This is a genomic window from Azospirillum picis (genome assembly GCF_017876115.1).
GTDB lineage: Bacteria > Pseudomonadota > Alphaproteobacteria > Azospirillales > Azospirillaceae > Azospirillum > Azospirillum picis.
On record NZ_JAGINO010000023.1, the window covers coordinates 40,366 to 55,639 of the forward strand.

Annotated in this window: 14 protein-coding genes and 4 tRNA genes; 5 read left to right on the plus strand and 13 right to left on the minus strand. The window is 67.2% G+C overall.

Annotation, left to right across the window (positions count from 1 at the left end; translation table 11 throughout):
* Window positions 1–48: 48 nt before the first annotated feature.
* The 11 genes from rpoB to J2850_RS24980 form a co-directional block, all read right to left on the minus strand.
* Entirely contained in the window at window positions 49–4,242 is a 4,194-nt protein-coding gene (gene rpoB / locus J2850_RS24930; protein ID WP_209987989.1) for a DNA-directed RNA polymerase subunit beta, read from the minus strand.
* 250 nt (window positions 4,243–4,492) lie between these two features.
* On the minus strand, window positions 4,493–4,870 hold the full coding sequence (gene rplL / locus J2850_RS24935; RefSeq protein WP_014246882.1) for a 50S ribosomal protein L7/L12: 378 nt from the start codon (window positions 4,868–4,870) through the stop codon (window positions 4,493–4,495).
* A gap of 57 nt (window positions 4,871–4,927) precedes the next feature.
* Window positions 4,928–5,446, minus strand: a complete 519-nt coding sequence (gene rplJ / locus J2850_RS24940) for a 50S ribosomal protein L10 (protein ID WP_209987991.1) — start codon at window positions 5,444–5,446, stop codon at window positions 4,928–4,930.
* A 301-nt stretch (window positions 5,447–5,747) separates the two neighbouring features.
* The gene (gene rplA, locus J2850_RS24945; protein ID WP_209987993.1) at window positions 5,748–6,455 is read right to left on the minus strand and encodes a 50S ribosomal protein L1; all 708 of its coding nucleotides are present in this window, start codon (window positions 6,453–6,455) and stop codon (window positions 5,748–5,750) included.
* Between the two features lie 4 nt (window positions 6,456–6,459).
* The gene (rplK, locus tag J2850_RS24950) at window positions 6,460–6,894 is read right to left on the minus strand and encodes a 50S ribosomal protein L11 (RefSeq protein WP_209987996.1); all 435 of its coding nucleotides are present in this window, start codon (window positions 6,892–6,894) and stop codon (window positions 6,460–6,462) included.
* A 158-nt stretch (window positions 6,895–7,052) separates the two neighbouring features.
* Window positions 7,053–7,583 (minus strand): transcription termination/antitermination protein NusG, encoded by a 531-nt coding sequence (gene nusG, locus J2850_RS24955; RefSeq protein ID WP_014246877.1) that lies wholly within the window; start codon window positions 7,581–7,583, stop codon window positions 7,053–7,055.
* A 3-nt stretch (window positions 7,584–7,586) separates the two neighbouring features.
* Window positions 7,587–7,784: a preprotein translocase subunit SecE gene (secE, locus tag J2850_RS24960; RefSeq protein WP_014246876.1), complete on the minus strand. Its 198-nt coding sequence runs from the start codon at window positions 7,782–7,784 to the stop codon at window positions 7,587–7,589.
* Window positions 7,785–7,881: 97 nt separating this feature from the next.
* Window positions 7,882–7,957 (minus strand) — tRNA-Trp (locus tag J2850_RS24965).
* A 160-nt stretch (window positions 7,958–8,117) separates the two neighbouring features.
* A complete protein-coding gene (tuf, locus tag J2850_RS24970; RefSeq protein ID WP_209987977.1) occupies window positions 8,118–9,308 on the minus strand; it encodes an elongation factor Tu in 1,191 nt (396 codons plus the stop codon).
* Window positions 9,309–9,391: 83 nt separating this feature from the next.
* Window positions 9,392–9,465, minus strand: a tRNA-Gly gene (locus tag J2850_RS24975).
* A 63-nt stretch (window positions 9,466–9,528) separates the two neighbouring features.
* Window positions 9,529–9,614: transfer RNA gene (locus tag J2850_RS24980), tRNA-Tyr, on the minus strand.
* 142 nt (window positions 9,615–9,756) lie between these two features.
* Between J2850_RS24980 and rlmB the strand changes: the two genes are divergently transcribed.
* From rlmB to J2850_RS24995, 3 genes are all read left to right on the plus strand, one after another.
* On the plus strand, window positions 9,757–10,671 hold the full coding sequence (gene rlmB, locus J2850_RS24985; RefSeq protein ID WP_370878965.1) for a 23S rRNA (guanosine(2251)-2'-O)-methyltransferase RlmB: 915 nt from the start codon (window positions 9,757–9,759) through the stop codon (window positions 10,669–10,671).
* A gap of 115 nt (window positions 10,672–10,786) precedes the next feature.
* A tRNA-Thr gene (locus tag J2850_RS24990) sits at window positions 10,787–10,862 on the plus strand.
* Window positions 10,863–11,156: 294 nt separating this feature from the next.
* The gene (locus J2850_RS24995; RefSeq protein ID WP_209988002.1) at window positions 11,157–11,420 is read left to right on the plus strand and encodes a hypothetical protein; all 264 of its coding nucleotides are present in this window, start codon (window positions 11,157–11,159) and stop codon (window positions 11,418–11,420) included.
* A gap of 199 nt (window positions 11,421–11,619) precedes the next feature.
* Here the strand turns inward: J2850_RS24995 and J2850_RS25000 are convergent, their stop codons facing one another.
* The gene (locus J2850_RS25000) at window positions 11,620–12,204 is read right to left on the minus strand and encodes a polysaccharide biosynthesis/export family protein (protein WP_209988004.1); all 585 of its coding nucleotides are present in this window, start codon (window positions 12,202–12,204) and stop codon (window positions 11,620–11,622) included.
* A gap of 309 nt (window positions 12,205–12,513) precedes the next feature.
* Window positions 12,514–13,782: an outer membrane beta-barrel protein gene (locus tag J2850_RS25005; protein WP_209988009.1), complete on the minus strand. Its 1,269-nt coding sequence runs from the start codon at window positions 13,780–13,782 to the stop codon at window positions 12,514–12,516.
* A gap of 400 nt (window positions 13,783–14,182) precedes the next feature.
* On the opposite strand from J2850_RS25005, the gene J2850_RS25010 reads away from it, so the two are divergent.
* Both J2850_RS25010 and J2850_RS25015 read left to right on the plus strand, forming a co-directional pair.
* Complete coding sequence (locus J2850_RS25010) at window positions 14,183–14,356, plus strand: hypothetical protein (protein WP_209988011.1); 174 nt, start codon at window positions 14,183–14,185, stop codon at window positions 14,354–14,356.
* A 342-nt stretch (window positions 14,357–14,698) separates the two neighbouring features.
* Entirely contained in the window at window positions 14,699–15,139 is a 441-nt protein-coding gene (locus tag J2850_RS25015) for a MarR family winged helix-turn-helix transcriptional regulator (RefSeq protein ID WP_209988013.1), read from the plus strand.
* Window positions 15,140–15,274 lie beyond the last annotated feature (135 nt).

A 15,274-nucleotide genomic window follows, 5' to 3' on the forward strand; every position in this document is an offset into this window, starting at 1 on the left:
GAGCGGTGCCATGCGCACCGCTCCGGGGTTTGGTCACGTCAAATCGGCTCAGTAGGACCGCTGGTTCAGTTCGACGTTCAGGCCGAGCGAGCGCAGCTCCTTGACCAGCACGTTGAACGACTCCGGAATGCCGGCCTCGAAGTTGTCGTCGCCGCGGACGATGGCCTCGTAGACCTTGGTGCGGCCGGACACGTCGTCCGACTTCACCGTCAGCATTTCCTGCAGCGTGTAGGCGGCGCCGTAGGCTTCGAGCGCCCACACCTCCATCTCACCGAAGCGCTGACCGCCGAACTGGGCCTTGCCGCCCAGCGGCTGCTGCGTGACCAGCGAGTAGGGGCCGATCGACCGGGCGTGGATCTTGTCGTCCACCAGGTGGTGCAGCTTCAGCATGTAGATGTAGCCGACGGTGACCTTGCGATCGAAGGTCTCGCCGGTGCGGCCGTCGGTCAGCGTCGACTGGCCCGACCGGTCGAAGCCGGCGCGTTCCAGATGGACGCAGATGTCCTCCTCGCGGGCGCCGTCGAAGACCGGCGTCGCGAAGGGCACGCCCTTGCGCAGGTTGCCGCCCAGCTCCAGCAGCTCGCCGTCGGTCATGTCGGCGATGTCCTCGTTGTAGGTCACCTCGCCGTACGCCGACTTCAGCGTGCCGCGCAGGGCCTCCAACTGCGGAGCGCCTTCCGCCTTCTGGCGGATCGCCAGACGGTACTGGTCGACCGCACGGCCGATCTGCTTGCCGAGACCCGAGGCCGCCCAGCCGAGGTGGGTTTCCAGGATCTGACCGACGTTCATGCGCGACGGCACGCCCAGCGGGTTCAGCACCAGGTCGACGGGGGTGCCGTCCTCCAGGTAGGGCATGTCCTCCTGCGGGATGATGCGCGAGACGACGCCCTTGTTGCCGTGACGGCCGGCCATCTTGTCGCCCGGCTGCAGCTTGCGCTTCACCGCGACGAAGACCTTGACCATCTTCATGACGCCCGGCGGCAGCTCGTCGCCGCGCTGCAGCTTGTCGACCTTGTTCTCGAAGCGGTCCTGCAGGGCCTTGATCGAGTCGTCGAACACCTTGCCCAGGTTCTCGACGGTCTCCATCACCTGCTCGTCGGCGATGGCGATCTGGCGCCACAGGCCCTTCGACAGGCCGGCCAGCACCTCGTCGGTCAGGACCGTGCCGCCCTTCATGCCCTTCGGGCCGGACTGCGCGGTCTGGCCGATCAGCACTTCCTTCAGGCGGGTGTAGAAGCTGCGCTCCAGGATGCCGCGCTCGTCGTCGCGGTCCTTGGCCAGCTTCTCGATCTCGGCGCGTTCGATGGCGAGCGCGCGCTCGTCCTTGTCGACGCCGCGGCGGCTGAACACCCGGACCTCGACGATGGTGCCGACGACGCCCGGCGGCAGGCGCAGCGAGGTGTCGCGGACGTCGGACGCCTTCTCGCCGAAGATGGCGCGCAGCAGCTTCTCTTCCGGCGTCATCGGGCTTTCGCCCTTCGGCGTCACCTTGCCGACCAGGATGTCGCCCGGGCGGACCTCGGCGCCGATGTAGACGATGCCGGCCTCGTCGAGGTTCTTCAGAGCCTCCTCACCCACGTTCGGAATGTCGCGGGTGATTTCCTCCTGGCCCAGCTTGGTGTCGCGGGCCATGACCTCGAACTCCTCGATGTGGATCGAGGTGAAGACGTCGTCCTTGACGATGCGCTCGTTGATGAGGATCGAGTCCTCGAAGTTGTAGCCGTTCCACGGCATGAACGCGACGAGCACGTTCCGGCCGAGCGCCAGCTCGCCGAGATCCGTCGACGGGCCGTCGGCCACGATGTCGCCGGCGTTCACCCGGTCACCGACCTTCACCAGCGGACGCTGGGTGATGCAGGTGTTCTGGTTGGAGCGCTGGAACTTCAGCAGGTTGTAGATGTCGACGCCCGGCGCCGTGCTGTCCGAGCTGTCGGTGGCACGCACGACGATGCGGGTGGCGTCGACCTGGTCGACGATGCCCGAGCGCTTGGCGACGATGGTCACGCCGCTGTCGCGGGCGACCGTCGCCTCCATGCCGGTGCCGACCAGCGGGGCGTCGGCCTTGACCAGCGGCACCGCCTGGCGCTGCATGTTCGAGCCCATCAGCGCGCGGTTGGCGTCGTCGTTCTCCAGGAACGGGATCAGCGCCGCGGCGACGGACACCAGCTGCTTCGGCGACACGTCGATCAGGTCGATCGCCTCGGGCCGGAACATCAGGTATTCACCGCCCTGGCGGCAGGACACCAGATCGGCGGCGAAGCTGTTGTCCTGGTTCAGCTCGGCGTTCGCCTGGGCGACGACGTAGCGGCCCTCCTCCATCGCCGACAGGTAGACCACCTCGTTAGTGACCTTGCCGTCGATGACCTTGCGGTAGGGGCTCTCGATGAAACCGTACTGGTTCACGCGGGCATAGGTCGCCAGCGAGTTGATCAGGCCGATGTTCGGGCCTTCCGGCGTCTCAATCGGGCAGATGCGGCCGTAGTGCGTCGGGTGCACGTCGCGCACCTCGAAGCCGGCGCGCTCGCGGGTCAGACCGCCCGGGCCCAGCGCCGAGAGACGGCGCTTGTGCGTGATCTCGGACAGCGGGTTGGTCTGGTCCATGAACTGCGAGAGCTGCGACGAGCCGAAGAACTCGCGCACGGCGGCGGCCGCCGGCTTGGCGTTGATCAGGTCGTGCGGCATCACCGTGTCGATCTCGACCGAGCTCATGCGCTCGCGGATCGCACGTTCCATGCGCAGCAGGCCGACGCGGTACTGGTTCTCCATCAGCTCGCCGACCGAGCGGACGCGGCGGTTGCCGAGATGGTCGATGTCGTCGATCTCGCCGCGGCCGTCCTTCAGGTTCACGAGAACCTTCAGGATCTCCATGACGTCTTCCTTGCGGAGGACGCGCATCTGGTCGTCGGTCTGGAAGTTCAGGCGCGCGTTCATCTTGACGCGGCCGACGGCCGACAGGTCGTAGCGCTCGCTGTCGAAGAACAGGCCCGAGAACAGCGCCTCGGCCGACTCAAGGGTCGGCGGCTCGCCCGGACGCATGACGCGGTAGATGTCGATCAGCGCGTCTTCGCGGCTGGCGTTGCGGTCGGCGTTCATCGTGTTGCGGATGTAGGCGCCGACGTTCAGGTGGTCGATCGCCAGCACCGGCAGCTCGTCGACGCCGGTCTTCTCCAGCTTGTCGAGATCGCTCGCCGACAGCTCGTCACCGGCCTCGTAGATGACCTCGCCGGTGCGCTCGTTGATGATGTCGACGGCAAGGTAGCGGCCGGTCAGCTCCTCGGTGGAGACCTGCTGCTCGGTCAGGCCGCCCTCGACCAGCTTCTTGATGACGCGCGGAGTCATCTTGGTCCCGGCCTCGGCGACGACGGCGCCGGTGGCGGCGTCGACCAGGTCGGACACCAGCTTCACGCCCTTCATCCGCTCGGCCGAGAAGGGGGTCTTCCAGCCGCCGGCGGAGCGGGCGTAAGTGATGGTGTCGTAGAAGTAGTTGAGGATCTCTTCCTTGGACATGCCCTGCGCCTCGTACGGCAGCAGGTCCTTGCCCATGCTCTTGCGCTCGGCGCGCAGGGCCACGGTCTCCGCGCTGTCCAGGGCGAACAGCAGCGTGGTGGCCGGCAGCTTGCGGCGGCGGTCGATGCGGACGTAGACGAGATCCTTGGCGTCGAACTCGAAGTCGAGCCAGGAACCGCGATAGGGGATGACGCGGGCGGCGAACAGGTACTTGCCCGACGCGTGGGTCTTGCCCTTGTCATGGTCGAAGAAGACGCCCGGGCTGCGGTGCATCTGCGAGACGATGACGCGCTCAGTGCCGTTGATGATGAAGGTGCCGTTGGCCGTCATCAGGGGCATGTCGCCCATGTAGACGTCCTGCTCCTTGATGTCGCGGATGGAACGGAGGCCGGTGTCCTCCTCCACGTCGAACACGGACAGGCGCAGGGTCACCTTCAGCGGCGCCGCGAAGGTCATGCCGCGCTGCTGGCATTCCTCGACGTCGTACTTCGGCTGCTCAAGCTCGTACTTGACGAAATCCAGCACCGCGCGGTCGGAGAAGTCCTTGATCGGGAACACCGACTTGAAGACTTCCTGCAGGCCCAGGTTCGCCCGCTTCTCCGGGGCGACGTCCATTTGCAGGAAGTGGTCGTAGGAGCTGCGCTGCACCTCGATGAGGTTGGGCATCTGGGTGACTTCCGGGATGCGCCCGAAGCTCTTCCGAACACGTTTACGACCCGTAAAGGATTTGGCCATGGATGTCCCCAAACGTCTGTACGTGATGCGCGATTTTCCGACCGTTCAACCGGCCAATGGAGCGGATCGAGTCTTGCGTCGACCGGTCCCTTGGACGCCCGCGCGGGCCGCCCCCCTGGTGGGGACGGAAAGAGCCGGGCCGGGCAAGCCCGGTCCGGCGGAAGGCAGAAAACGCCGTGCGGCGGCAGGCCCCCTGGGGGACCGGCCGCCGTCCGGCGTGGAACTGTATGATCCGTAACGCAACAAGGTCTTACTTAATATCGACCTTGGCGCCGGCCTCTTCAAGCTGCTTCTTGATCTTGGCGGCCTCGTCCTTCGTGGCGCCTTCCTTGACCGGCTTCGGAGCGCCCTCGACCAGGTCCTTGGCTTCCTTCAGGCCCAGGCCGGTGATCGCACGGACTTCCTTAATCACGTTGATCTTCTTGTCGCCGGCATCGGCGAGGATCACCGTGAACTCGGTCTGCTCTTCGGCCGGGGCGGCAGCGGCAGCGGCCGGGCCGGCGGCGGCGACGGCCACCGGAGCGGCGGCGGAGACGCCCCACTTCTCCTCGAGGAGCTTCGACAGCTCGGCGGCTTCCAGGACGGTCAGGGCCGACAGATCGTCGACGAGCTTCTGCAGATCAGCCATTTTACTACTCCAACGACTTGGATTCTGGGTGTGATGAAACGTAGACGACTAAGCGGCTCAGGCCGCCTCGTCCTTCTTCGCGTAGGCAGCCAGCACGCGGGCGACCTGGCCGCCCGGAGCCTGGAGGACGCCGGCGATACGCGTCGCCGGGGTCTGGATCATGCCCACGAGCTTGGCGCGCAGTTCGTCCAGCGACGGCAGGGTCGCCAGGGCCTTGACGCCTTCGGCGTCGAGAACCTGGTCGCCGAGGCCGGCGCCGATGATCTGGAGCTTGTCGTTCGTCTTCGCGAAGTCGGCAACGACCTTGGCGGCCGCAACCGGATCCTTCGAGTAGGCGATCGCCGTCGGTCCCTTGAAGAGACCGTCCAGACCTTCGAACTGCGTGCCCTGAAGGGCGCGGCGGGCGAGCCGGTTCTTCGTCACCTTGAAGCCGGCTCCCGCGGCCCGCACCTTGGCGCGCAGATCGGTGACTTCCTTCACCGTCAGGCCGAGGTGATGGGTAACCACCACCAGGCCGGTATCTGCGAGCTTCGTCTGCAGGTCCGCGATCGTCGCTTCTTTTTGTGTACGATCCACGGATCGCCTCCTTGCACAGAGGTGTACATGAACCCCCTGCCCTGGCGGGCCGGAGGTCCGGCGAACCTGTCCCAGAAGTTCAAGCCGTTCCTGAACCGGACCGGACGCGAGCGCCGGGCCGGAGGGGTAAACGGTTCAACTCCCGTCTGCGCCGGCGGTTTTTAAGCCCCGCCCTTCCCTTGGGAAGGACCGGGCACCAGCGGTCTCGGACAGGGGTGGGCGGGCGCCCTTGGGGAGACCCCGCAGGCAATCCACCCGGACGCCGCCATGCCCCTGGGGACACGGCGGCGGAAGGCGGTCGTCAGGCGGCGGCCGGGGCCGACACGCTGGCGATGTCGAGCTTGACGCCCGGGCCCATCGTCGAGGAGAGCGAGACCTTCAGCAGGTACTGGCCCTTGGCGCCCGACGGCTTGGCACGGGTGATGGCATCGATGAAGGCGCGGATGTTCTGGACCAGCGCCTCTTCCGAGAAGCTGGCCTTGCCCACGCCGGCATGGACGATGCCGGTCTTCTCCGCACGGAACTCCACCGCGCCGGCCTTGGCGGCCTTGACGGCGCCGGCGACGTCGGGGGTGACGGTGCCGAGCTTCGGGTTCGGCATCAGGCCGCGCGGGCCGAGCACCTTGCCGAGCTTGCCGACCACGCCCATCATGTCGGGCGAGGCGATGCAGCGGTCGAAGTTGATGTTGCCGGCCAGGATCTGCTCGGCGAGGTCATCGCCGCCGACCACGTCGGCACCGGCGGCCAGGGCCTCGTCGACCTTGGCGCCACGGGCGAACACCGCCACGCGGACGGTCTTGCCGGTGCCGTTCGGCAGGTTCACGACGCCGCGGACCATCTGGTCGGCGTGGCGCGGATCGATGCCGAGGTTCATCGCGATCTCGATGGTCTCGTCGAACTTGGCCTTGGCGCCGCCCTTCAGCACCGAGACGGCGGTCTCGACGGTGTAGAAGGAGTCGCGGTTGACGTTCTTGTAGGCGTCGGTCAGACGCTTGCCCAGCTTCGCCATAGGATCAGCCCTCCACCACTTCGAGGCCCATCGAGCGGGCGGAGCCGGCGATCATGCTCGCGGCGGCGTCGACGTCGTGCGCGTTCAGGTCGACCATCTTCTTCTGGGCGATCTCGCGGATCTGCGAGGTCGTGATCTGGCCGACGAAGCCGCCCTTGCCGGGGGTCGTCGAGCCCTTGTCCTTGCCCGAAGCCTTCTTGAGGAAGTAGCTGACCGGCGGGGTCTTCGTCACGAAGGTGAAGGTGCGGTCGCCGTAGGCGGTGATGACCACCGGGATCGGCATGCCGACCTCGAGGTCCGCCGTCTTGGCGTTGAACGCCTTGCAGAATTCCATGATGTTCAGGCCGCGCTGACCGAGCGCCGGGCCGATGGGCGGCGACGGGTTGGCCTTGCCGGCCGGAACCTGCAGCTTGATGTAACCGACGATTTTCTTCGCCATCTCACAACCTCCTGGGACGGCGCGGTGCGCCTGCCTGAACGGCCGGGCGCTGCGCCGCGGGGTTTCGCGGTTCGGCCATGGCGAGCCTCCCGCAACAGAATGGAGCCACCGGTGCTGGGCACCGGCGGCTCCGACTCAAAAACGATGGAACCCAGTCTTCAGATCTTTTCGACCTGCGTGTATTCCAACTCGACCGGCGTGGAGCGTCCGAAGATCGACACCGCCACCTTCAGGCGGGACTTCTCTTCGTCGACTTCCTCGACGACGCCATTGAACGAGGTGAAGGGGCCGTCGCTCACTCGAACCTGCTCGCCCACCTCGAAGGTGATCGAGGGCTTGGGGCGCTCAAAGCCTTCCTGCACCTGATGGATGATCCGCTCGGCCTCCCGCTGGGAAATCGGCTGCGGCTTGCCTCCGCCACCCAGGAAGTCGGTGACCTTCGGCGTGTTCTTCACCAGCGACCAGGATTCGTCGGTCAGGTCCATCTTGACGAGGACGTAGCCGGGGAAGAACTTGCGTTCCGTGTTGATCTTGGAACCCCGGCGGACCTCGACCACTTCCTCGGTCGGGACCAGGATTTCCTCGAACTTGTCTTCCAGGCCCTTCTGAGCGGCCTTCTCGCGGATCGCCTGGGCGACCTTCTTCTCGAAACCGGAATAGACGTGCACGACGTACCAGCGCGCGGCCATGTCTCAGCCCCCCAGTCCAAGGATCAAGCGAACGGCAACCGCCAGCACCTGATCGACGACGAGGAAGAACAGGGCGGCGAGCACGACCATGACGAAGACCATGGCGGTCGTGATGCCGGTTTCCTTGCGGGTCGGCCAGGTGACCCTGGCAACCTCGCGGCGGACCTCGCGCGCGAATTCTGCGGGATTGACTTTAGCCATCGTGCGAACCGTGCGAGCTCCGGAGCGACTGTTGGGCGCCGCTTCTACCCTATTCGTTGTCAGCCTTGCGAACCTTGGGGCGAACCTTGGGACGGGATGGCAGGAGTGGAGGGGATCGAACCCCCAACCCCCGGTTTTGGAGACCGGTGCTCTACCAATTGAGCTACACTCCTATCTCCGTCCGGTCGCACCGTTCGGTGCGGGACGCCGCTTAAAGCACTGTTCAGGCGGCTATGTCAAGGCTTTTTCCGGAAGCTCTTACTTTACTGACCTGCCTTGGAAAAAGCGCCCCTCGCCGGGCTTCCGTCCGGCGAGGGAGGCAGGCTTATAGCATCACTCGACGATCTTGGCAACGACGCCGGCACCGACGGTGCGGCCGCCTTCGCGGATGGCGAAGCGCAGACCCTCGTCCATGGCGATCGGCGCGATCAGGGCGACGTCCATGGCGACGTTGTCGCCCGGCATCACCATCTCCACGCCTTCCGGCAGCGACACCATGCCCGTCACGTCCGTCGTCCGGAAGTAGAACTGCGGACGGTAGTTCGTGAAGAACGGGGTGTGGCGGCCGCCCTCTTCCTTCGTCAGGATGTAGGCTTCGGCCTTGAACTTGGTGTGCGGGGTGATCGAACCCGGCTTGGCCAGAACCTGGCCGCGCTCGACGTCCTCGCGCTTGGTGCCGCGCAGCAGCGCGCCGATGTTGTCGCCGGCCTCACCGGAGTCCAGCAGCTTGCGGAACATCTCGACGCCGGTCACCGTCGTCTTCTGCGTCGCCTTCAGGCCGACGATCTCCACTTCGTCGCCGACCTTGATGATCCCGCGCTCGACGCGGCCCGTAACCACCGTGCCGCGGCCCGAGATCGAGAACACGTCCTCGATCGGCATCAGGAACGGACGGTCCTTCGGACGCTCCGGCTGCGGGATGTACTCGTCGACCGTCTTCATCAGCGCCAGAACGGCGTCGCGGCCGATCTCAGGCTGACGGTCCTCAAGCGCGCACAGCGCCGAGCCCTTGGTGATCGGAATGTCGTCGCCCGGGAACTGGTAGGACGACAGAAGCTCCCGCACTTCCAGCTCGACCAGCTCCAGCAGCTCCGGATCGTCGACCATGTCGACCTTGTTCATGAACACCACCAGCGCCGGAACGCCGACCTGGCGCGCCAGAAGGATGTGCTCGCGGGTCTGCGGCATCGGCCCGTCGGCGGCCGACACGACCAGGATCGCGCCGTCCATCTGCGCGGCACCCGTGATCATGTTCTTCACATAGTCGGCGTGGCCGGGGCAGTCGACGTGCGCGTAGTGGCGGTTGGTCGTCTCGTACTCGACGTGGGCCGTCGAGATCGTGATGCCGCGCGCCTTCTCTTCCGGCGCCTTGTCGATCTGGTCGTAGGCGGTGAAGGTGGCGCCGCCCGACTCCGCAAGCACCTTCGTGATCGCAGCCGTCAGCGACGTCTTGCCGTGGTCCACGTGGCCGATCGTGCCAACGTTGCAGTGCGGCTTGTTCCGCTCGAACTTTGCCTTAGCCATCGCTCTGTCTTTCGTTCCCGACGTTCCGGACGCAAAACTGGCCCGGCCGGGATCGGGTTCTCCGTCAGTCGCGCGCGGGAGGGTGGAGCGGGTGAGGGGAATCGAACCCCCGTCGTAAGCTTGGAAGGCTTCTGCTCTACCATTGAGCTACACCCGCCTAGCCATCCCGCCGGCGCGTTCGTCCGGGGAAACGCGATCACGGACAAGCCGTGGAAAGTAATGGTGGAAGGGGCTGGATTCGAACCAGCGTACGCGTACGCGGGCAGATTTACAGTCTGCTGCCTTTAACCACTCGGCCACCCTTCCGTCCCGCCGCGGGACAGTGCCCGCCGCGGAGTTCCGGCAATATGCGAATTTTTCTGACCTTGTCAACACGGGTTAAGCAGTTCACACCAGAAAAAAATCCGGCGGTCCGATCCGGTCCGCCCTTCCCTTTCCCATGGGTACCATGACGCGCTCCAGACACACGGGCTCCGCCCCCCGCCCCTCCTCTCCCTCCGACCGGCCCGAAGGCCGGAACCCGGGCGGCAAGGCCGGGGCCGGCAAGCCCGCCGCCCCGGCCAAGGGCGAGCGCCAGGCCAAGGGCGAACGCCAGGCCAGGGGCGAGCGCCCGGCTCCCGCCCGCGGCGTCCTCCTTTACGGGCTGCACCCGGTGGCCGCCGCCTGGACCAATCCCGAACGGCGGATCCACCGGCTGCTCGTCACCGAATCGGGCCGGGCTGCGCTCGACGCGGCAATGGCTGCGGCGCGGGCGCATGGCCTGCGCCGTCCGGATCCGACGCCGGTCGACCGGACGGAGCTGGACCGGCTGCTGCCGGCGGGAGCGGTCCACCAGGGGATGGCGGTCGACGCCGCGCCGCTGCCGGACGTCGGGATCGAGGATCTCTGCAACGAACTCGCCGGGGAGCAGGCGGCGGTCATCGTCGCGCTGGACCAGGTGACCGACCCCCACAATGTGGGCGCCGTGCTGCGGTCGGCGGCGGCCTTCGGGGCGCGCGCCGTGCTGGTGACGGAACGCCACGCTCCCGAGACCACCGGCGTTCTGGCCAAGAGCGCGTCGGGCGCGCTGGAGGCTGTTCCGCTGGTCCGCGTGACCAACCTCGCCCGTGCGCTGACGGAGCTGCAGCAGAACGGGTTCTGGGCGGTCGGCCTCGCCGAATCGGGCGAGAGCACCCTGGCCAAGCTGAACCTGACCGGCAAGACGGTGCTGGTGATGGGAGCGGAGGGCAGCGGGCTGCGCCGTTTGACGATGGAGCGGTGCGACACCATCGCCCGGCTTCCCACCGGCGGCCCGGTCGGCAGCCTGAACGTCTCGAACGCCGCCGCCGTCGCGCTGTACGAGGTCGCGCGGCTGCGCGACTGACGGCATTCGAAGGTATTCTAAGGCGTTCCGCGGCGGCCTTCGGTCGGCCGGCGCGCAAGTGCTTGTTTGCACGAAAAAGGGACGCTAATGTGGGCGTCCCGCGGATGACGGGGACGCCGGATTAGCTCAGCTGGTAGAGCAGCTGATTTGTAATCAGAAGGTCACGGGTTCGATTCCTGTATCCGGCACCAGTTCAGGCCTGCGAGGCCAGCCGCGTCACCGAGGCCCCGGACGACACGCCGGGGCCTTTGCATTTGGCGCGCCGGCAAGGCCGGCGGCGGTCCAGTTCCGTCGCCCCCAAGCCCCCGCGCAGCCGTCCGTATGGTCGTGGAGCAGCCGCGCAGCGGCGATCCGGCGGGGAACTTTGCGGACAAGGCCCGGTTGGGTTGCGGACGGGCGGCATGCGGCGGTCGCCGCGGCGCCCGGCGCTCCGCCGCTCTGGCGGGGCAGCCGCCATCCCGCAACCGTCATCCTGAAGGCCGACCATGACCAAGCCCCAGCGCCCCGAGTCGGGCCATGACACGCCCTCTTCTCCCAGCGCGGAGGCACACCGCCTGCGCGCCGACATCGACCGCGGCCTGACCGGCGACAAGGTCCCGGCCACGGATCCGGCGGCGGCGCCGCTCGGCACCGACGACGAGGCGGCCGGCACGACGCCGCCGCATGGGGAGAGCCGCGATCGGGTGGTGCCGCCGAACCAGCGCATGCCCCCCGGCCAGAAGAAGGGCGGCGACACGCTGGACACCTGACCCGCGCCGCGGAAGAGCCGGAATCGAAAAGCCCGGCCGGGGGTCCGGTCGGGCTTTCAAAAGGCGCTCTCACGGCGGTCTCACGGCGGCGTTCGCCGCCGCTGCCCATGCCTGGCCGGAAACGCCTGTCCGGCGGGTTCGGGGCGGGCCGGCCTAGGGCGAGATGGAGGTCGTCCCGGCCGGCGGCATCAGGCCCGGCTCAGAAATAGCGCTCCGGCACGCGGACGACGTCGTCGGGCATCACCGTGGTGGTGATCGGCGCCCGCCGGGTCTGCTTCTTGGGATCGTTTCCGCGGGTGATGAGGACGTAGTCCTCCTTGGCGCGGTAGGTGTAGCCGCCGGCCATCGCCACCGCGGACAGCGCGGTCATGCCGTTGACGTACTGGTACTGGCCGGGGTTGCGCACCTCGCCCAGGATGAAGAAGGGCCGGTGGTTCAGCACCTCGACGCTGACCTTGGGGTCACGGACGTAGCCGGAGGACAGCCGCGTCGCGATCTCCTTCTCCAGGTCGCGGGTGCTGCGGCCCTGGGCGGCCACCTCGCCGATCAGCGGCATGGCGACCTTGCCGGCGCCGTCGACGCGGAACTCGCCGGACAACTGCTCCTCGCCGAAGACGATGACGCGCAGGGCGTCACCCGGGCCCAGATTGTAGTCGGTGATCTGGCCGACGTCGGCGGTCTCCATGGGAACGTCGCTGCCGCCGGCGCAGCCGGTCATGGCAACGGCCAGCGCGGCCACCCCGGCACCCTGGCCCAGCGCACGGATCACTTGACGTCGATTCATCCCTATACCCTTTCCCTGGCTGGTGGATGCCCGCCGCAGCGATCTTTCCGTCCCTTGCGGGTGATCGGCCTGCGGCGGCTTTCCTTGGTCACGCACCTGAATTCGGGTGGAGCCTAGCAACTCGCAAGCGCCTGTGAAAAAGTGGAGAGGAATTACCGCCTTCGGATCTCTTCAGTCGACGTCATACGTGACCAAAGCATCGCCATGAGAAAAGGGCACCCGTCATAGGACGGGCGCCCTGTGCGCTTCCGCAGATTTTCTAGGCCGTTCGGCCGGAACTTGGACAGATCCCGGCCTAGGACTTGCAGACTACATCTGCGCACCGACGCGCAGATAGATCAGGTTGTCGGAATAGTCGGCGGCATTCAGGTTCGAGTTGCGCTTCTCGTAGGTGTAGCCGCCGGTCAGGAAGAGATAGCGGTTCATCTGGTAGGTACCGCCGACACTGGCCGTATAAACCTTGTCGTTGCGGTTCTCGCCGTTGAAGTCGTCCATGCGGTACTGCATGCGGCCGTTCAGGACGAGGGTGCGCAGCAGCTCGTGGTCGACGCCGACCGCCAGCAAAGTGCGGGTGTAGCTGGAGGCCGAGCCGAGCCCGGGGCTGCTGCTGGTTTCGCGCACCTGGCGGCTGGCCGAGGCGGAGATCGCGGTGAGCTGCGTGACCGCCCAGTTCAGGCGCCCGCCGAAGGAGATGCCGTTGAAGTCCTCAAGGCGCGAATCGTCGTAGTTGCGCACCAGATAGCCGGCGAAGAGTTCGCCGGTGACCAGACCGGTCAGGTCGGTGGCGATGCCGCCGACGACCTCGTAGCCGTCGGAGTCGCGGTTGATGCCGGCGACGTCGCGCTCGTTCTGGTGCCGGGTCCAGGAATAGGTGCCCTGGATGAAGGTCTCGTAGCCGTCGAGGAACTCGTAGCCGACGCGGCCGACCGTGGCGTATTCCCAGCGGTTGCGGTCGCCCTGCGGAGCGACGCCGCCGCCGATCAGCCCGACATCGTCATAGTCGGCATACTGGGCGGAGCCGGAGACGCGGGCGCGCACGCGGTTGAAGCGCTGGGTGTAGCCGACCTCGCCGCCGCTGGTGCGGTAGGTCACCGGCTCGGTGTAGCCGGCGAAGCTGTTGATGTCGCCGCGGCCCTCGTGGTTGCGGCGGTGGAACAGTTGCCCGTCGAGCGCGCCGCCCCGGTTGACGTCGAAGCGCCCGTCGGCCTGCAGGGCGTAGTCGGTGTAGTTCTCGCTCGGATGGTCGCTGTAGCGGCCGGCGTCGGCGGAGGCCGAGAAGTTCAGCGCATGGGCCGAGAAGTCGGACTTGATGTCCAGGCGCGGCCGGACGGTCCAGATGAAGTCGTCCTCATGATTGTCGCGCGTGGCGTAGACGTTGCTGTCGTAGGTGGTCCCGGCCTCCAGCCGCGGCAGGAACAGGAACGAGCCGGCGCGCAGCCCGAGCTGCTCGACCTCCGGCCGGCGGCGTTCCAGCACGGTTTCGCCCCGCTGCAGGTCGTCCTGGGCGGCGGCGGGAAGCGACGTCAGCCCGGTCGAGGCGAGAGCAAGTGCGAAAAGGGACAGGGTGCTGGTCTTCATGGAATCACCGCGCTTGGCTGGGTTCGGTCGGCTCACCGGGCCGGGGGACCGGCACCATTTGGTTGGGAGGCGCTCCGCATGCCCGGCCGGCAGGCGGGCGGGCGCGGCGGGGCGGCGTCCATTGGCAAAGACACAACAACGCGTGCTTGCCGTGCAACAATGAAGCCGGAGCCCGCCCGCTTTTGCCGGCCCCTGTGGTGTGGCCGCAACAAATTCTCGCAACTCGTCGGAAGCGGCCGGATGGGCGATCGTCTTGATTTTCGCGCTCTTTTCAGCGGTCCTAAGATCAAGGTCATAGAAGTCCTCGGCAGGATTGCCGGGATGCCGGCCTCCCTGCTTGGAACCGCGGCCGCCGCAACACGGTTGTTCATGGCGACTCCTTGCTTCCGGAAGGTCTGCCATGACACGCCGACTCGACACACCGCCACCGCCGCGGCCGACCAAGCGCCCGTCGGACGACTCCATGCCCCCCTACACGCCCGGCGGCGTTCCGCCGCCCACCGGCGACGCCCCGGCCAGCCCTGCCGAAAAGACGGCGCCCCCCGACAGCTACCCTCCCAAGAAGTCGCCCTGACCAGCCAGAAGGTTCGTGCGACGACGCAATGATCCGGACCGGGCTCCGTCCCGACGATTAGCGGTCCGGGCGCGCCGGTTCACTTGCGGCAACGGGGGGTTTCTTTTCCGGCCGGGATCGGACCACAGGCGGCGCTGTGGCTCTATGCCGCATCCGCGAAGGTTGCGCCGGAGGTGTTGTCTTTCCTACGCTTGTCCATGAGGAACGCATAATGGATGCATCGGGTGGCGACAGGCGAGCAACGCCGCACCACCCCCTGCCCACGCAGCCGGGAGCGGCGGTCCGCGCCCGCCCCAGCCTTCGCCCCGGATCGAAGGCGGGCGAGAACACGGGCCCGCTACCATGGACGATTTCGGACGACTGCCCCCCGACGACTACCAGTTGGCCGGCCAGATACACCACCGCCTGCGGCGGGCCCATCAGCGCGCATCGGCGATCTTCATCGACCTGATCGGCGACTCCATGCTGACGCCCACCCAATGGGCGGTGCTCGCCACGCTGCACGAGGAAGGTGCCCTCTCGCAAAACCAGCTCGGCCGGCTGACCTACATGGACCCGGCCACCACCCAGGGCGTGATCCTGCGCCTGGTGGAGCGCCAGTTGCTGGAGCGCCATCCCGACCCCCAGGACCGCCGCCGCACCAGCGTCCGGCTGACCCGGATCGGCCAGGCGATGGTCATCGACCTGATGGCCAACGCCGCCGCCGCCCACGAACGCACCCTGGAACCGCTGAGCGAGGACGAGCGGGTGCAGTTCATGGCGCTGCTTTCCCGACTGATGTGAAGGTCCGGCGGCCCGGCGCCCGTCCCCGCGGCGGGATGGGCGCCGAATGCGGTCATGCGGCCTTTGAAGCGATGACATTTCCGTACGGTTTGCTATGAACGCGGGGTGCTGCGCCGACGGGGGCGGCACCGGGTC

Bases quoted from the DNA above. Each gene is read 5' to 3' on its own strand.
- rpoB (WP_209987989.1), bottom strand. From the start codon at position 4,242: ATGGCCAAATCCTTTACGGGTCGTAAACGTGTTCGGAAGAGCTTCGGG.
- rplL (WP_014246882.1), bottom strand. From the start codon at position 4,870: ATGGCTGATCTGCAGAAGCTCGTCGACGATCTGTCGGCCCTGACCGTC.
- rplA (WP_209987993.1), bottom strand. From the start codon at position 6,455: ATGGCGAAGCTGGGCAAGCGTCTGACCGACGCCTACAAGAACGTCAAC.
- rplK (WP_209987996.1), bottom strand. From the start codon at position 6,894: ATGGCGAAGAAAATCGTCGGTTACATCAAGCTGCAGGTTCCGGCCGGC.
- nusG (WP_014246877.1), bottom strand. From the start codon at position 7,583: ATGGCCGCGCGCTGGTACGTCGTGCACGTCTATTCCGGTTTCGAGAAG.
- secE (WP_014246876.1), bottom strand. From the start codon at position 7,784: ATGGCTAAAGTCAATCCCGCAGAATTCGCGCGCGAGGTCCGCCGCGAG.
- tuf (WP_209987977.1), bottom strand. From the start codon at position 9,308: ATGGCTAAGGCAAAGTTCGAGCGGAACAAGCCGCACTGCAACGTTGGC.
- rlmB (WP_370878965.1), top strand. From the start codon at position 9,757: ATGACGCGCTCCAGACACACGGGCTCCGCCCCCCGCCCCTCCTCTCCC.
- J2850_RS24995 (WP_209988002.1), top strand. From the start codon at position 11,157: ATGACCAAGCCCCAGCGCCCCGAGTCGGGCCATGACACGCCCTCTTCT.
- J2850_RS25000 (WP_209988004.1), bottom strand. From the start codon at position 12,204: ATGAATCGACGTCAAGTGATCCGTGCGCTGGGCCAGGGTGCCGGGGTG.
- J2850_RS25005 (WP_209988009.1), bottom strand. From the start codon at position 13,782: ATGAAGACCAGCACCCTGTCCCTTTTCGCACTTGCTCTCGCCTCGACC.
- J2850_RS25010 (WP_209988011.1), top strand. From the start codon at position 14,183: ATGACACGCCGACTCGACACACCGCCACCGCCGCGGCCGACCAAGCGC.
- J2850_RS25015 (WP_209988013.1), top strand. From the start codon at position 14,699: ATGGACGATTTCGGACGACTGCCCCCCGACGACTACCAGTTGGCCGGC.